The sequence below is a fragment of the Mesorhizobium sp. WSM4836 genome, assembly GCF_055811815.1.
Genome location: NZ_JBVVQF010000026.1, coordinates 31,540 through 47,288 on the forward strand (window position 1 = coordinate 31,540; position 15,749 = coordinate 47,288).

General features: G+C 59.3%; 13 protein-coding genes. 3 read left to right on the forward strand and 10 right to left on the reverse strand.

Annotated features, from left to right (window positions below; translation table 11 throughout):
- Positions 1-14 precede the first annotated feature (14 nt).
- Positions 15-1,325, forward strand: a complete 1,311-nt coding sequence (locus AC0L2P_RS25965; protein ID WP_473505313.1) for a hypothetical protein — start codon at positions 15-17, stop codon at positions 1,323-1,325.
- Positions 1,326-1,640: 315 nt separating this feature from the next.
- Here AC0L2P_RS25965 and AC0L2P_RS25970 read toward each other — a convergent pair whose 3' ends face one another.
- The 8 genes from AC0L2P_RS25970 to AC0L2P_RS26005 form a co-directional block, all read right to left on the reverse strand.
- Positions 1,641-2,279, reverse strand: a complete 639-nt coding sequence (locus AC0L2P_RS25970) for a hypothetical protein (protein WP_473505315.1) — start codon at positions 2,277-2,279, stop codon at positions 1,641-1,643.
- 109 nt (positions 2,280-2,388) lie between these two features.
- A complete protein-coding gene (locus tag AC0L2P_RS25975) occupies positions 2,389-3,096 on the reverse strand; it encodes a hypothetical protein (RefSeq protein WP_352449764.1) in 708 nt (235 codons plus the stop codon).
- A gap of 32 nt (positions 3,097-3,128) precedes the next feature.
- Positions 3,129-3,620 carry a hypothetical protein gene (locus AC0L2P_RS25980; RefSeq protein ID WP_473505316.1) on the reverse strand — a complete coding sequence of 164 codons (492 nt, stop codon included), beginning with the start codon at positions 3,618-3,620 and terminating at the stop codon, positions 3,129-3,131.
- A gap of 2 nt (positions 3,621-3,622) precedes the next feature.
- Positions 3,623-3,964, reverse strand: coding sequence for a hypothetical protein (locus AC0L2P_RS25985; protein ID WP_352449766.1), 342 nt, complete (start codon positions 3,962-3,964; stop codon positions 3,623-3,625).
- 54 nt (positions 3,965-4,018) lie between these two features.
- Entirely contained in the window at positions 4,019-4,297 is a 279-nt protein-coding gene (locus AC0L2P_RS25990) for a hypothetical protein (RefSeq protein ID WP_473505318.1), read from the reverse strand.
- Positions 4,298-4,300: 3 nt separating this feature from the next.
- On the reverse strand, positions 4,301-4,576 hold the full coding sequence (locus AC0L2P_RS25995; RefSeq protein WP_352906192.1) for a helix-turn-helix domain-containing protein: 276 nt from the start codon (positions 4,574-4,576) through the stop codon (positions 4,301-4,303).
- Between the two features lie 397 nt (positions 4,577-4,973).
- A complete protein-coding gene (locus AC0L2P_RS26000; RefSeq protein WP_473505320.1) occupies positions 4,974-6,533 on the reverse strand; it encodes a hypothetical protein in 1,560 nt (519 codons plus the stop codon).
- Between the two features lie 198 nt (positions 6,534-6,731).
- Complete coding sequence (locus AC0L2P_RS26005; RefSeq protein WP_473505322.1) at positions 6,732-7,616, reverse strand: hypothetical protein; 885 nt, start codon at positions 7,614-7,616, stop codon at positions 6,732-6,734.
- A 578-nt stretch (positions 7,617-8,194) separates the two neighbouring features.
- On the opposite strand from AC0L2P_RS26005, the gene AC0L2P_RS26010 reads away from it, so the two are divergent.
- Entirely contained in the window at positions 8,195-14,317 is a 6,123-nt protein-coding gene (locus tag AC0L2P_RS26010) for an NACHT domain-containing protein (protein ID WP_473505324.1), read from the forward strand.
- A 59-nt stretch (positions 14,318-14,376) separates the two neighbouring features.
- Here AC0L2P_RS26010 and AC0L2P_RS26015 read toward each other — a convergent pair whose 3' ends face one another.
- Together AC0L2P_RS26015 and AC0L2P_RS26020 are read right to left on the reverse strand one after the other, a co-directional pair.
- Positions 14,377-14,631 (reverse strand): hypothetical protein, encoded by a 255-nt coding sequence (locus AC0L2P_RS26015; RefSeq protein WP_473505326.1) that lies wholly within the window; start codon positions 14,629-14,631, stop codon positions 14,377-14,379.
- Between the two features lie 42 nt (positions 14,632-14,673).
- On the reverse strand, positions 14,674-15,285 hold the full coding sequence (locus AC0L2P_RS26020; protein ID WP_473505327.1) for a GIY-YIG nuclease family protein: 612 nt from the start codon (positions 15,283-15,285) through the stop codon (positions 14,674-14,676).
- Between the two features lie 121 nt (positions 15,286-15,406).
- Here AC0L2P_RS26020 and AC0L2P_RS26025 point away from each other — a divergent pair, with 121 nt between their 5' ends.
- Positions 15,407-15,685, forward strand: a complete 279-nt coding sequence (locus tag AC0L2P_RS26025; protein WP_473505329.1) for a nucleotidyl transferase AbiEii/AbiGii toxin family protein — start codon at positions 15,407-15,409, stop codon at positions 15,683-15,685.
- Positions 15,686-15,749 lie beyond the last annotated feature (64 nt).

The following is a 15,749-nucleotide window of genomic DNA, read 5'->3' on the forward strand; positions in this document are numbered from 1 at the left end:
CAGCATGCCGCCGCGTGATCGAAATCCGAAATGTCTGGTTTTTAGGCAACCTCGAAATTGAGCTCTTTTTGGTAGAGATGCGGCGCAAGCACGCCGTCTTGCGCTACCGGCGCCAGCCGAGGCGGCCAGGACCAGAAAGTCGGAACACGAGGTGGCAATTGAGTTTGAAAAGGCGACATTGTGTTTTCTGCGGCCAAGCGGCAGCGAACAAAAATCGGGAGCATATCCTTCCCAAATGGCTACTCAAACTGACGGGTGACCCAAGTCGAGTCGTGACGATGGCTTTCGAACCGCAATCGGGTGAACCAATCAAGTTCGCCTGGTCCGCTCTGGTCATGCCTGCCTGCGAGGTTTGCAATGTGGAATACAGCACACTGGAAAGCGCGGTTAAGCCAATTTTGCTGGTGCTGCTGGAGCGGCAGCCCCTCACATCGCGCCAATATTTCTTGCTTCTCGATTGGCTCGACAAGGTTCGTGTCTGCCTTTGGCTGAACCAGCTGATTCTGCAGAAGGCAATGGAGGCCATCGACCCTCACCTGCACGTTGGTAACCGGATCGGTACGAAGGATCGCCTGCTCTACCTCTACACTCTTGATGGGCAAGGGAGAGGGCTGAATGCGTTCGGCATAGAGAGCTTGATTTTCCAGCACCAGCCGAGCTGCTTTGCGCTCAGGGTAAACGACATTATCCTGTTCAACGCGTCGAGCGACTATGCCTTCTCTGATGGCTGCGGCTTTTGGCATCCAGAGCAGATCGACCGGTACGTCGATGGAGAACTCGCCGGGCGTGTGGCGTTTCGGGGTTATGCGAAGACGCGCAAAATTGCGCACCCGATTGTGAACTACCCTCTCCTAAAGGCGGCCGTTCGCGTCATCCAGCCGATTGCTCAACGCGGCGAGGATGGTCAGTTCTTTGGGCCGCTTCGGCAGAACGAAAGCTATCACATTGGGCATATGTCCGACCCGGCACGTGGAGCGGGAATCCTCTTCCGGCAACTCGATGGGAGAGTTCTTCCCATCCGCAATCTCGACGAGCCGATCGAGTTCGAGGGCGTGGATGCTGTTAACAACGGCAGCGCTGGCGATATCGTGGCGCAAGTGTATCGTTACCAAGGCTATTTGTTGCAAAAGGACATGAAATTCGTGGGAAGCGAACCAGCAATCGCGCACGCCAGTTCGATGTCCAATATCCTGACCACTACCAATGAGATGAGAGCCGTCCTAACGGAGAGAGGACAGAGGAGCGATCAGGGACGGGATTCCGTGACGCTCGCGTTCCGCGATGCAATGGCGGCGGCCAGGCGCCCCGCTCAACCGAAAGGGTAAGCAAATGGGGAGGCCTATTGCGAGCCTGCCGGTCAGTTGGTTTGCCATCGAGATGCGCCCTCGCACGCTCATCTGAACCTGCCGGCGCACACGGCGGCTATCTACCGTGGTGATGGCGAGCGGCACCTTGCCCTGCCGGGGGAGTAACCCGCGGGGCTGGACCACGAGGGCATATTCTGACCCCAAAATGTCGCGGCTGACGATAGGTGGTCGTGCTGCAGCTGCGTACTTGGCCGCCTGGCTCTATCTCACCAAGCCGCAGGGAGAGCTGCTGCGTCCGTTCCGGGCTGGATCGCTCATCGCCGAGCCATCAGATCAGAGAGGATGATGCCAATCCAAGCAGCCAGACAGCTGCAGGAATTCGGGGGATGGGAAGACATGTACCGCCCGGACCAACTCTGCAGGGAGCGGCCACTTGATGTTGTCTTCGACATCGATCGAGTTCGGACTCCGCGTTCCCTGGGCGATGATGTATCTTTGCCCAATGTTCATCGCCAGCCGCAGGCCGCGATTGCGACCACACCACGCGATGGGGATTTCCGCTTCGACGATTGCGGGCCGCCCGATCCCCGCGATGACCTTGCCCATTTCCGGGTGACGGTCATGCGAATTGTAGACCGCTTCGCCACCCCAATAGCGGACAAGATCTCCGATACCACCCTCGCCCGCGCGAGCTGGGATGAAGAAGCAGAACCACAGCATACCAGCACGGTGTCGCTCAGCGGCTTGGTTGACTGCCTTTAGGCGCTCGCCATGGTTCGACGAGATCAGTTCGTGCCGGATTGCCGCATCGATTCGACGGGACACGAGATCGACATCGAGCAGTGCCATGCCGTCGGCTCTGATGTCTTCGATCTCGTGATCGGCGAGACGCGTGCAATGCCAACCGACGACGCTGTAAGGCTGCAACGCCTCAACCACCGCGTAGACCGCAGCATCGAAACGGTCACTCAACGGACCCCTCTCACGCGAGCGGAGCGCATCGCGATTGGAAGTGAGCACGTCAAGGAGATCGGAGGGCCACGCCTCGGGCCGATCGAGTTCGATCGTCGGGCGTCGAGCGTCACTCATTCCCGTTGGCTTCCAGCGCGGCGCCGGCGGCCATGACCCTCTCCCCCTGATGCCTAGCCATCATCACGGCGAGAATGGTCATGGAGGTCAGTCGAGAGACGCGGAAGAATGCATCGCACACTTCGTAGTACACGCTCTCATCCTGCTTGGGATCGGTGCCGCTGATCGCCATAGTCGCCATCTGTGTTGCCGCATCGGTCTCGGTGATCGCTGTAAACAGATGGCGAAAGCTGAGGTGAACGAAGTCGGACGTCTGCTCGTAGAGCGGCTCGATCCAGGGATTATCCTCGGCGAGTTTCTTCTTGAGGAAGGCATCGGTGAGGCGCTCGGCCTTACCGCCCGGGACGACGGGACGCGACATCAGGCGGTCGAAGGTGCGTTCGCCCTTGAAGATCCGCTGAACATCCTCGTCGACGTTGCTCATCATCCTGAGGCCATTGATCCGCATGGCGGTATCGATCTGCGTACGCAGGAGGACCGTTGCCGAAGGAAAGTTGCGCGCCTTGATCAAGGTCCGGAAGGCGGTCGACTGCGAAAGCGTGCGCTGCGTGGCACCGAGGATGAAGAAATCCACGACGTTGACTGCACCCTTCGGAAGGATGGCATGCGCCTTTTCGACGAGCTCTGTCTCCAGCTTCTCGATGGCGCTGAGCCGTTGCGTCAGCGTCATCGGTGTTTGCGCGCGTTCTTCGCCCGACATGTTGGATTCCTCAAAGCGACTTGTGACAGCGGCTAGTTGAGCGGCTCTTGGAAAACCGCCTCGGCATCAAGGAGGCGGAGGTTCCAAAATGCGATCGCCTCGTGAATGTCCGGCATCACGAGACGGCCCTCGGCGTTCCTGAGCCTCCGGGCATCCATGGTCGTCACAATCGATACCATATCGGGCATCGAAGGATCAGCCACAACGGCCGGCGACTCGAAGGCGTCATCGCGTAGCTCAAGGCCGCCTTTGAACTGCTTGACCAAGTCGTTGCGCGTGGGTTCAATGAAAGTTTCGAAGATCGGAGCCCGTTTCCACTCTTTCCACTTGGCATCGGCCCATGTTTTGCGTTTGGGGGTGTTGCAGTCGACCTTCTCGAAGACATGCCCGACGGACCTCAGAAGGGTGATGATGGCGATGTACTGCGACTGGAACACGATGATGGGCTGCATGATATTGCTCGACCGCTCGAACTGCGCGACGAGGGTCTTGATGAAATCGAGTTGTGCGCGGGCAACCAACATGGTCACAAGGCCCTGAAGGCGGATTCGACGTCAGCGACAGGCGTGCCGTTGTCGAAACTATGAAGGACGGCGCCAGTCTGGGTGCGGTCTCTGATCTCGATCTTCTCTGTCTCGTGGTTGTAGGCAAACACGTAGGTATTCCCGCCGATCTTGGCCCAGAGCATATTGGCGGGGGTGCCGGCGAAGCTGCGAATTCGGATGGAATCGGGTTCGCCGCGCCAGATGATCCCGCCCAGGATGGCGAGCGCGATGCCCTTCACCGCACCGGCATGATGGTCGGCGCGGCCCATGACGCCCTCGGCGTAGGTATGCAGTTCCTCGACGTCTTTGGCAGTGATGGCCAATATGTCCTCCCGTTCGGTCAGCGTGGTCGATTGGCGCGCCGTCAACGTCAGCGTCTACTGGCGGATGAAGCGACCCGGGCGATTGCCACGATTGTTGCAGATGTAGGTGTTCCCGGTAGCTTGGCTCGACAGCATGACCGAGCCGCGCCGGGGCTGAAGGACAGCCGCTACAGCCGCCGTAAAATCGGACCATGACATGCCACGCGGACGCTCGATCACGAGCGAGGTCTTGTGCGGCAGGACTTGCGCCTTAAGCCCCAGCCTGCGCAACATTCTCGCCGCGATGCGGATGTTGTCGCGGATGACCCGGTTGAATTCTCCGAAGTACCTCATCTCTCACTCTTCCTCTTCGTCATCGGTGGCAAACGAGATGGATACGGACGCAAGTCCGTTGATTGGACTGAAGCCGACAAGCACGCCCTGGCGTGTCAGGGCCTTCCTGATAGCCTTAAGTGTTGCAGGCCGGCCTTCCCGTCCTCGCTCCACATTGGAAACCGTCGCCGCGGACACGCCAGCGTCTGCTGCAAGCGCGGCTTGGTCTAGCCCGGCCAACATGCGGGCTGCGGCATAGGTTCGGCCGCGGGCTTCGGCGTTCGTCAGGCTAAGCGGCATCGCTCATGTCTTCCGCCAACGTAGTTTAGATTTACATTTTTTTAAATACACAACAATTTATATGAATGCAAGCTATTTAATATCGGGTGTATTCACATCAATCGGCTCCGCCGTCAATGTCGGGTCGACGAGATCGCCCGGCCTGAAGCTCTTCGTCACGCTGCGTGGATCTAAGCCGGGTCCACCATGGTGAGCTTCATCGCCCCTGACGTGTGGTGCGCGATGCGTTCTGGCTGTATGCCGTACCGGCCGACCGATCGCGACCGTGGCGTTATGTCTACGGCCTGGCCGATCAAGGCCGCGACGACAAGTCTTGCCCGCTTACGCGTGTAATACCTGTCGCCGCTTGAGATCGGCTTTACGGGCTCGACCAGGCTCTTCCCGAGCCGTGCCCGCACTAAGCGCTGCCAAGAACCACGGCCAAATCGCTGATCCGATTGTAGTTGACGATCCGGCTATCAGTCGTGATCACGGGGAACCTGCTGATGACGCGATGCTCGATTCTGTCGAGCCCGAGCCTGTCTTTGAGAAGCTGTTCTCGCCGCTCCTCCTTAGCCAAGGCTCTAATGTAGTAGTTGGTAAGCTTGCGATTGTAACGGACATAGAGGCCACGGTTTGACTCGACCTTGCCCAGGTCGATCCAATTATTCTTGCACTGGAGGTTGTAGATGACGTCGTGACGGGTCGCTACGACGTCGAACTCCTTGCGATTGATCCGCTTGATTTCGGTAACGGTAAGGCCGAGCCTCTCAACGTCTCGTTTCACCATGTCCTCGAAGATGAAACCGGCATGGATCTGGAAACGCCGGCGGCTCCCTAGATGGATGTTTTTGAAGGCGTAGAGAAAGCGGGACAGCAGATTGACGTTTGAGACGACGGCGTTGCCCACATCGATGAAAGGCTCGAAGGCATTGGTATTGGGCGCGTAGTCGCTGGCCGACCGGTTTACCAGCAGCCGCTGGAACTCGTTGGGAGCAATGCCGCCTTGGGACGTCAGGAGCGCCCGTAGCTTGTCCTTGCCGATGGCAATGACGTAGTCATCCTGGCACCGGCGCGAGAGGCTGGTGACCACCGCAGCCATCGCCGCAAAGTCCGAATCCTTCAATCCGAATGCTTCATAGGTCGCGCTGAGCAGCTTGACGCTGTTCCGCAGTTCTGCAGCGGAAAACACCTTCCTGGGATTGATGACCTCGAGCTCGGCCGGAGCGATCTGGTCGCGGCGAAGCTCATTTATGGTCATGATTGAGGCGCGTTCGGGATCGAGGTACCCCGCATCGAGCGTCTGTAGCCAATGGCTTCCGAGCGCGCCCGTGTCATCGACCTGAAGGGTGAATTCGGGAAGTGCGTCGATGAGCGCGAGCTGCAGATAGAGGCCGGTGATCGTGGTGCAGCTGTGCTCGACATGGGGGAGAAAGACGTTAAGGGTGTCGAGGGCTACCAGCTTTTCTGTTCCCTGGCAGGCGCTGGGCATGAGGTAAAGCAGGGCCACAAAATGGCGACGGCGGGACTGCAGGTATTCGACGGCATTCCCGACTGTATCGAGCGTGATGCCAGGCTCAAAACTGCGTTGACCGTGCATGAGGAAGCCTGACCTGATGGCGGCCAGCTGAACCATCAGTTGACATATGCGGTCCACCGTTCCGCCATCGACATGGATATCAAGAGCTGCCTTCACTTGCACCCAGACCCGGGCGGGGTTTCGAAGAAGTGACTCGTCGAGCCTCACCGACAGCAACCATTGAACGACATCGTCATCGTCGATCGCAAACAACGGGACGTTGATGAATTCCTCGATGGCACGAACAGTGCCGTGCCAGACGCGTATGGCGTTGCCCCGCTCGTATTTGCGCAGCACTTCCAAAAGGCCACCGTTGTGCGCCTCGATCTGAGCCATGATTAGTTGACGCGCCTCATCGTCTGCAACGGTGCGGTTCGCGCCGGGATATTCATCGCTCATTGAGTGGTCTCACTGGATTGCATCACCTATCCTCGAACCGCGGTGCATCCGAGCGCTGAGTCAACCTGTTCGGCAACTTCGGCTTCGTTTTCATAGTGAAGGTGGGTCCGATACAGGCGCTCGGACCATTCTAGGTGACCATTGGGACCGTTGCCCATTGCCGGCTAGACGAGGCCGAGGGGAAGGTCGTTTGGAAGGCTATTCCGCAGTGACCCCGGTGCTGCAGGATGGACAGACCAGCCTGTCGTTCTGCCTCCTGGTGCCGCCGTAGTAGGGATCGCGGATCCAAGCGGGATGTTCGTGACCGACGACGAGATCAGGAGGGATTGCCGTGGCGAGGGTGAATGTGAAATCGCGCTCAGGCACCCAATCCGGGCGATTGACCTTGATCCGGGTCCACTCTTGCAGGAGCGCTCGGGCGAGTTCGTTCCGGGTGCCGGAGGTCACCATGTTGAGGGGGAGATCCACCAGGACAATGGTCGGGTAGCCCCACTTCAGCAGCGCATTGTGGGCGCCGAAGCCCAGGATGCATTGCATCCATTCGCTGCCATAGAGCAGGTAGTGCCCCGCATCATTTGTCTGCGTCCGGTCGTCGAGCGCGAGATGGACCTGGCCGCTGTCGCGGTCGCGATTTTCGAACTGGGCAATCATCCGGTCAATATTCGGCTGATAGAACGCCAGCCCTTCCTCGGTGAAGACCAAGGCCCTCAGATTTGCCGCGAGCACGCTTGGATCGTTAAGCCGAAGGCCGTTTTGATGGTACGACCCGGGATCGGCAGTGCGGCAGCCATGGAAAGCCCTCACTCGGGCGAAGGACAAGGCGTCCGAGAGGATAGCGGTGACGTCATCGACGTCGTCATCGAGCACCCGCTGGGTGAGCTTCAGCCAATCGGAATCATCCCACGCCAGATCCTTTTCACCGAGCTTCTGCAGATGGCGGATGCCCTTCTTGTTTAGTCCGGGACGCAACCAAGTCGAGAGCGGCGACACATATGAGGCCGGTCGCTTCCACTCGATCAGCGTTCGTTGCCACAGCTTGCTCAAGCGCTTCTCATTGGTTTTCCATTGTTTCGCTTCGAGCACAGAACATCCTCCGGCACGACCGGTCTTGCAACAAACAGCGGACGGTGAAGCGTCGAGGTCTCCGCCGCTCTTGGGGCTTAATCGACGAAATGTTGCGCGGAGGGGCCATTCTTGAGCACCTCCGGCAGTGGCAGGCTATGGTGGAGCGGATATCGCGATCCTGCGCTTGTCGGCCGCGCTGATTGCAGCGCATATCAACAAGACTTGCTATTCCAAGTCCGTCTGCGTTCCTGGAACATCTTTGTCTAGACCTTTCACTGGGGCAGAATGCCGAAAATAGACGACAGCATCGACAAGGTCCGCTCCTCGAGGGCCGGCCATACGTTCCACGAACGTTGGGCCGCACGGCGTGCCCTGCAGCTGATTTTTCCTAAGGACCGGCTCTTCGCAATTGCCGTTGAAGGCATTTCGTCAACCGAAACAGCGAACCCCGGTGCCGAGGCCGAAGATGTAGCGGACCTGGTCCTCTACTACGGCGAGGGAAACGAGTTCGCCTCGTGCGATAGGCAGGAGACCGTCCAGTTCAAGTACAAGGAGAGGGGGCCCCGGTTACGGCGTCCTATCTCAAAAAGACCATCGTGAAGTTCTGCGGCACCCTTGTCGGCTACGAGAAAAAATTCTCACGCGACGAGGTCGAGGCGAAGCTTTCGTTTTCCTTCGTCACGACGGCTGAATTCTCAGACGGCTTATGGGAGGCGATCGAGGCTCTGAAGGTGGGGCGGACGTCAGCCGATAGCACCGATGCTGAGCCAATCCGGTACCTGATGTCGCTGTGCAAGGCTCACAAGGTGGAAGATTCTCGTCGTCTGTTCTCGAGAATCGACTTCCGGGCGGGTGAGAAGAGCCTGCCGGGACAGAGCAACACCCTGCGCCGGATCCTGACGGATTGGTCCAGCGGAGCCGACGGGCCTGCAAGATTGCGATTGTTTGGCCTGCAGGAACTCATCCTGAAAAAGGCTGGCCCGGGCGGACAGAACAACAATCTTATTCGGCGTGAGGACGTTCTCGATGCCCTGGACTGCGACCCAGAGGATCTGTTCCCGGCCGATACGCGCTTCATTGATGTGGGTGCCGTTGTCGAGCGCGCCGAGCTCCGCGTCGTAGGAGAGCTGGTCAGAAATTCGACGCTGCCGGTCTTTGTCCACGCCGAGGGTGGTGTTGGAAAGACAGTGTTCATCCAAGGCTTGGCGGCAAGGCTGACAAGGCAATTCGAAGTCGTCGTTTTCGACTGCTTCGGGGGCGGCGCCTACCGGTCGGAAGATCAGGCACGGCATCTGCCCACTGTCGGACTGGTGCAGATTGCCAATGAGTTGGCCTCGCGGGGCCTGTGTGATCCGTTGTTGCCCGGCGATAGTGACCGCATCGGCCTCGTCAAGGCTGCGCGTAAGCGCTTCGCTCAGGCCGCGAAGGCAGTGAGGGAACAATCCAACAAGAGCGGGATTCTGATCGTTATCGACGCCGCCGACAACGCACAGCTGGAGGCAGACAACCGAAAGCAGGATGCCTTTCCGAAACTACTGCTGTCATCACTCGACAACGAGGCACTCGAAGGCGTGAAATTGCTCCTCACGGCGCGGACGCACCGTATGCCCGATGTCGTGGGTCGGACAAAGGTCGAGCCATTTGAGTTGGGGCCGTTCTCCGAGGCTGAGGCGCGCCAGTTCCTCGAGGACCGGCGTAAGACCCTCTCCAATATCGAATTCATAACCGCCGTGGCGCGATCGGGCCGCAACGCACGGGTCCTCGACTACCTTGTGCAAACCTGGGAGAGCAATGTGCGCGGCAACGCGCCCAAAACCCCGATTACCGTGCGAGAAATTATCGCGCAGCGATGCGACAAGATCTTCGCCGACCTGAGGATCGCTGGTTGGCGGGACGCCGAGGTGGTCGAGTTCTTTGCTGCACTCTCGCTTCTGCCCCCACCCATCCCCTTGGAAGAGCTCGCGACCGCGCTCGGGTGGCCAAAGTCTCAGGTGAGTACGGCGGCAGGCGATTTGGTGCCGATGCTGGAACTCGTCCCGCACGGTGCCATATTTCGCGACGAGCCGACCGAATCCTATGTGCGAGAGCAATATTCGCGTGAAACGGCCGCACAACAGGCAATCGCCGAGCGGCTGCTAGGAGCGCAGAGCACATCAGCCTACGCCGCGGAGGCGCTTCCGCACTTCCTCGTCGTCATCGACGATAGCGATCGGGCTTTTGCGCTAGCGGATTCCAACCAGTTCCCGACCACAATACAATCCGATTTTGGCCGTCGGCGGCTGACGCTCGCAAGACTCAATGCTGCTTTTCGACTTGCGGTGAACGCGAACGACATCGATCGCGTATTGGGACTGACCATGCGCTTGTCGCAAATTGCCGCGGCCAATGTCCGGGGTGACCAATTTATTCGCCGTTCGCCGGCGCTCGCGACGATGCTGGGCGACCCGGACGCCTATCGCAGGCTGTTCAACGACCGATCGGGCTGGCGTGGTGCCAGAAATGCACGGCTGACGGTCGCGCATGGTTTTGCTGGCGAAGAGGCAGAGGCGCTCATTCAACGGGAGAGCACGATCCGATGGATTAGATGGCACTGGGAACAGGCCCAAGAAGAGGGGAACAGGGATCGTCAGGCCCCTTCCGCCGCTGATCTCGCTGCGGTCTTTTTTCAATGCGTGCTCGCCGGTGAATACGGTGTCGTCGACCGCAACCTGTCACGGTGGGACAGCAGCTTCTCCGTGTCGGTGTCCCGCGAGATTATAGAGTTGCTGAACCTGTACGAGCGCCACAGCGGCGTTGTATTGGACAACTTCATAGGGTTCGCATCGAGCGAGAAGTGCAACGCGTTCGCGCTCAAGGTCTCGCTATTGGCTAGACAGAATCGGCTGAGCGCAGCACAGGCGAAGTTGCTCGCGCGAGCTGCTGCCCCTACCCCCAAACAACTGGAGGTGACAATCAGCGAGGTGGAGGATGAACCTGGGCAGGCGATTGAGAACGATGCAGTCCAGGCCGCCTTGACCGCGCTATTGTTTAGTTCTCGCGCAGCCGCTGGGCGCATTCTCAGTTCGTCGATCGCGGCGCGCCCGTCAAGTTACGACTACAGGGAACGCTACGGGCCTTCGAAAGCATGGGGGCCTATCCTGCGAGCCTGTGTGCGGGCGTGGTCAGGCGGCAAGCGCGTTCGCTACCACCACCTTCTGCCCTCCGAGGTAAAGGTAACGCGCCAGGCCAAGGCCATTGAGAGCCAAAAGGATCTGGTTGCCTTCCTCGGTCAGCTTCGTGCGGCGCAGCCCCCAGACGCCCGGCGCGGTCGGGCCAAACAACGTGCGAAGTCGCGTTTCACCGACCAGGAGCGTGACGGGATCGGCAGCGGCATCGGGCTCGTGCTCGCGCTGATAGGGCCGATCGAGGATGCGGTACTGACGAGGACGGGTGTCTCGGCCAAAAGTGTCAGTAGCTTCATCGCGATCTGGAAGGAACGGCTCCGCACCGATGTGCATCGCATGGCCGAGCGCCCGACGGACTTCTTGTCCCGTACAATTGGGATTGGGTGCGCTCGACTCTTGCTTAGGCATGCCGACGACGTGCTGGCCGACGATGCCCAAGCACTGATCGAGCTGATTTCCAATGACCGCTTTTTCATTGGTCAGAAGACTGGAGTGCTGAGCCTTCTCGCTGAGCGTTCTAATCTGCACGATCTCGCCGGCCGGTTCGCGCGCCACATAGCCGAGCACATTGGCAAAGATGACAATGTGGAGCAGCGAGGGGAATCCTACGCCGAGCTCGCCTCGTCGCTGGTTCCAATGAGTCTGGGAGAAGCGCGGCATTACTACCGCCAGGGTCTAGCGCAGCTCGACCAGATGGGTGGCGAAGACCACGACAGAATCTACTCGCTGCTGCACTATGCCTCTGTCCAACCGGGAGGGTTCGTTCGACCGGACCTGGCGCAGCGCATGATGAATCTGTGCCAGACGGTGGTGCATCAAGACTCTGGTAAATTTGGGTGGCCACTATTCGCGCGCGCGGCAGCGAAGTCGATCGGGCTCGCGGCGGCACACAAACTCTTGCGGTGGGACGATCAAGACGTTGCCGACTACTCGTACGGCCTGCCGCAACTGGCGTGCTTCCTTGCCAAGAATGGGGCTCTCGACGCACGACGGGGCGCGGTCCTTGTTTCGATCTGCGAGGATCACGGGTGGCATGAGTGGCAGGTTGGCGACGGCCTCGGTGACCTCCTTGGTGTCGCCGAGCCAGGTGATCGGCGACCAATCCTGCTGACCATTCTCAACAAACTCAAGGCAGAACGGCCCTTTGGCGCCTGGCCATCTCTCTGGGAGAGTATTCTAAAGGCTGGTGACCGGTTCCCCGGCAGCCTCGATGAAGTAGATCGGGCGGCGCTGTTACTTCTCAAGTCCGACGACGCACGCAAGCAGGACGAATTCAATAGCCGGAACAGCTCTGAAGAGAGATCGGTACTGGCAGTTGCAAGGGGCAAGAGCTCGGACGCTGAAGTCGATAGCCGTATCGCCCAGCTCGTCGACGCCTGCGATCCGACTTCCGCGCTCGCGATCGATGAAGCCTTACGAAAAGTCGCGGACGACAAGTCGCTGCCCTACTATGCGAGGAAGCGCTTTCTCGATGGCCTTGTTGAGCAGTGCCCGTTTGACGACCGTTTGAGCTTTGTGCTCGCCCTTTGCGAGTGCTCTGAACTCGAGTTTGACCGCACGACCGATTTGATCGTGGCGTCCGTCGCCTTATGGGACGAAGCCGTTGCTCACCTGCGCACAAGTGCAAAGCACGTTGTCGAGAAGCTATTCGAGTACAAAGGATCGGAGCTTTTTGATCTTAGATTCTCGAATGTCACCCGCCATATCAGCACACTTTCGAACTTCTGCAAGGACCCTGGGTTCGTCTTGGGTCAGGTTCTGCGCACCGTGGCCCGGGAGCAGCTCGAACTTGACGGCGATGAATGGCTTCAACTGGCAACCGGTCTCTGCCGGGAGGCCTCCGCCAAGGCAAGTCTGGAAGCACTGGAGACCCTCTTGTCCGGATCGTCGGCGCGGATGGCGGATGAGATTGGCGAGGGCGCTTGGCGAGAGGAATTCGAGTCAGGAAACAACCAGGCAAAATTCATTGGCGGGATCATCTGGCATCTGCTCGGGGATGACGACGCCTATATCAGGTGGGCAGTGGCGAGAAGCCTGGGAACGTTGGCCGATCTGGGCCTAATCGAGGAGTTCAACGTTCTTCTCGACGGCTTTGATCAAACCGAGGTCGCGGCACTGGTTTCCCCGGAAACCAGACTATCGTTTCAGAATTCCCAGCAATGGTTCCTGATGGGTTTGGCGCGAGCGACTCTCTCCCATCCAGTGAAGCTCCGCCATCTTCGACCCAAGTTAGTGGCGCTTGCCATGCGGCCCGACATCCATGTGGTGCATAAACTCCATATCGCCAGATGTCTGGAGCACATTCGGGACAAAGGGGCACAGGACCTGGAACTCGACGCGCTAAGGGAGGCGATAGACGGACCCTCACACGGCTTCATCGAGAGGGATGACTGGCCCGCCGCCGTGGAGTCCAAGTCGGGATTTTCATTCGACTATGACTTTGCCAAGTCGGAGGTTGCCCGTCTGGCCAGGCTTTTCGGGTTGGCAAACGAGGCAGTCACCGACGCTATCGCGGCAGAGATAACGAAGCGATGGCCGAAGGCGACGAGCCTGAACTATTTCCCAGGTCGCGACCGATATGGCCGGGACGGAGACGAGCGGTATGAGTTCTACCGGGAGCATATCCAAAGACATGCCTTATTTAGTGCGGCTACCACCCTTGTCGCGACTTTGCCGATTGTGAAGCATCGTTACGATGACGCAGATGATGGCTCACCTTGGGCAGACTGGCTACATCGCTACGACATCACCTTTGCGGACGGATCCTGGCTTTCGGATCGAAAGGATACAGTCCCAGCCGCTGCGAAAGCGAAGCTGCTCGGCCGCAGGATTGGCCAGCAGGAAACGCTTAAAGACCAGGGCACCCTGCTGCAGGGTCTGGGACTCGTTACCGAAAGGGTTGAAGGTCTCGTTCCTATCTATGGGAGCTGGGTCTCGTCAGACGGCGTGTACGTGCGCATCGTATCTGCACTGTCGCCGCGCCGAGGATCCATCGGCAGATGCAAGGCGTTTTCCAAGCTGAGCGACCATGAACTCTGGCTGCCAATGTTCTGGGACCAGGGCCGGTACGAGCGCCGGCGCAGCCATACAAATCCCTTTTTTCCATTTGTCTGGGCACCGGACGCCCATGGCCTTGGCATCGACGTCGGAGACAAAATCGCGGCTCAAGGCCCTGCCGGAAGGCCGCGGCTTGGCATCGAGCTCACCGAACAGCTTGGGTTAAGGCTCAATTCCGATGCCCGAGAATGGTACGATAGGGATGGATACCTCGCGCTCAGAAGTCAGGTGTGGGGCAATTGGGAGCCGGCTCCAGGGCAACGGCAGGTCGACCATCACAATGACGGCGAGATTCTGTGGGCCGCGCCCGCGTGGCTCGACCGCACACTTTCCCTGCTTGGCAAGCGGCTCGTTTACTCAATCAAGTTTTCAAAATACGGATCGACGCAGGAGTATGATGAAACAACAGGTGTCACGGCGGTGTTCGTCGGCCTCAGGACCGACGCAGCCGAACCTCGCACCTGGTACGCCAAGAAAGCCTCACGCCAAGAGAACTGAGCCCGACCTCGCAAACCAAGGCATGCTGATGCCTTCATTCGCGGAAGCTTGAACGTCCTCTAGCGATGCTCGCTGTCCAATTCTCCCCAGGCCGCGTCCCACAAGTCCTCGCTCTCGACCGCAACCACAGCCGTCGTTTTTCGATATTCGGCGAGCACCTCCGCTGCCGGCCGTCGCCGGTCCGTCACCGCATCCGCGTAACCTGTGTGTTCATGGCCGTCAGGTTCGAACCATTCCATGCGTTCGACGCTCGCCATGGGATCGCCGTTCGTCCCGCGCGAAATCCTGATGATAGCCGAGCCGCCGAAATCCATAATGTCCGCATCCATAGCGACGCGTCGCCACCGCCTAGCCATCTAACTCTCCACACCCATCTTGTTCCACGGTGGCTGGATCATTTTGATCAGCCCGGCTTCTAGCCCAGCGGCCGTGATCACCGGCAAGCCGTTCCACTCGAGCGCAGGGGGCATCGCGATGTAGATCTCGACGACTGTGCCGGCTGTTACGTGTTCGTTGATGATCTGGTTCACGCGGGCGCTGGTTTTTTGTCCGGCCTGGCCGAGCCGGTAGTTTGACATGCGGCTGCGGATGCCAGCCCGACTCACGCCGATGTACTTGATGAGACCGTCGACCACGAACACGTAGACGCCGGCGTCACGCGGTGCGGAGGTGTCGAGCCCGATGCCGCCTGCGCCGTCGGCCACCCACATACCCAGACGCTCGAATCCGGCGTCCGCGAGCACGTCGATCGCGACATCGGCGCGAACCTTCGGGATAGGCTTTGACTTGGGAACAACGACGAGGCCGCGCTGGAGGCCGCCTTCGATGCCGGCGTCGACGGCCACCTTGCGGACGTGTTGGTACCGGATGTTGAGGAAGTCCGCGACCTCCGTCCGCATGTAGCCTTCGTGCAACAGCGCGCGGATCTTCTCGCTCTCGGTCTCCAGCCCTGCGATGACGACAGTCATTTCACGCTTCATTGGCGAAGAAGCTGCGAGATCAGCTCGTCTATGTCAACTGCTTCCACGGATGGCGTTGGCGGCAGCTTGTGTATCCGGACATGCCCAGCTTCCCTAGCCTTTGGCTTGCATGCATCAGCGCGAGTTCGACCCTTGGTTCACCGGCAAGACCAATGTGCCAACATTCTCGCGAGAGGAAATCCTGGCGACGAAACTGCGAGCGCTGCTCCAGCGCGACAAGTGTCGCGATCTATACAACCTTGCTCATGCGCTGGGAACATTTGAAGGGCTGGATGCCAAGCATGCTATCGAGCTCTTAGGCCAATACCTTGGGTCGTCTGCTCAGGCGATTTCTCGGGCTCAGGCAGAGGAGCGTATGCTCGCCAAACTCGCAAACCCGCGCTTTTGACAGACGACTCGACCAGGACCTCATTCCGAGACGTGTTTACCAAATTTATCGAGTTGATACCTGG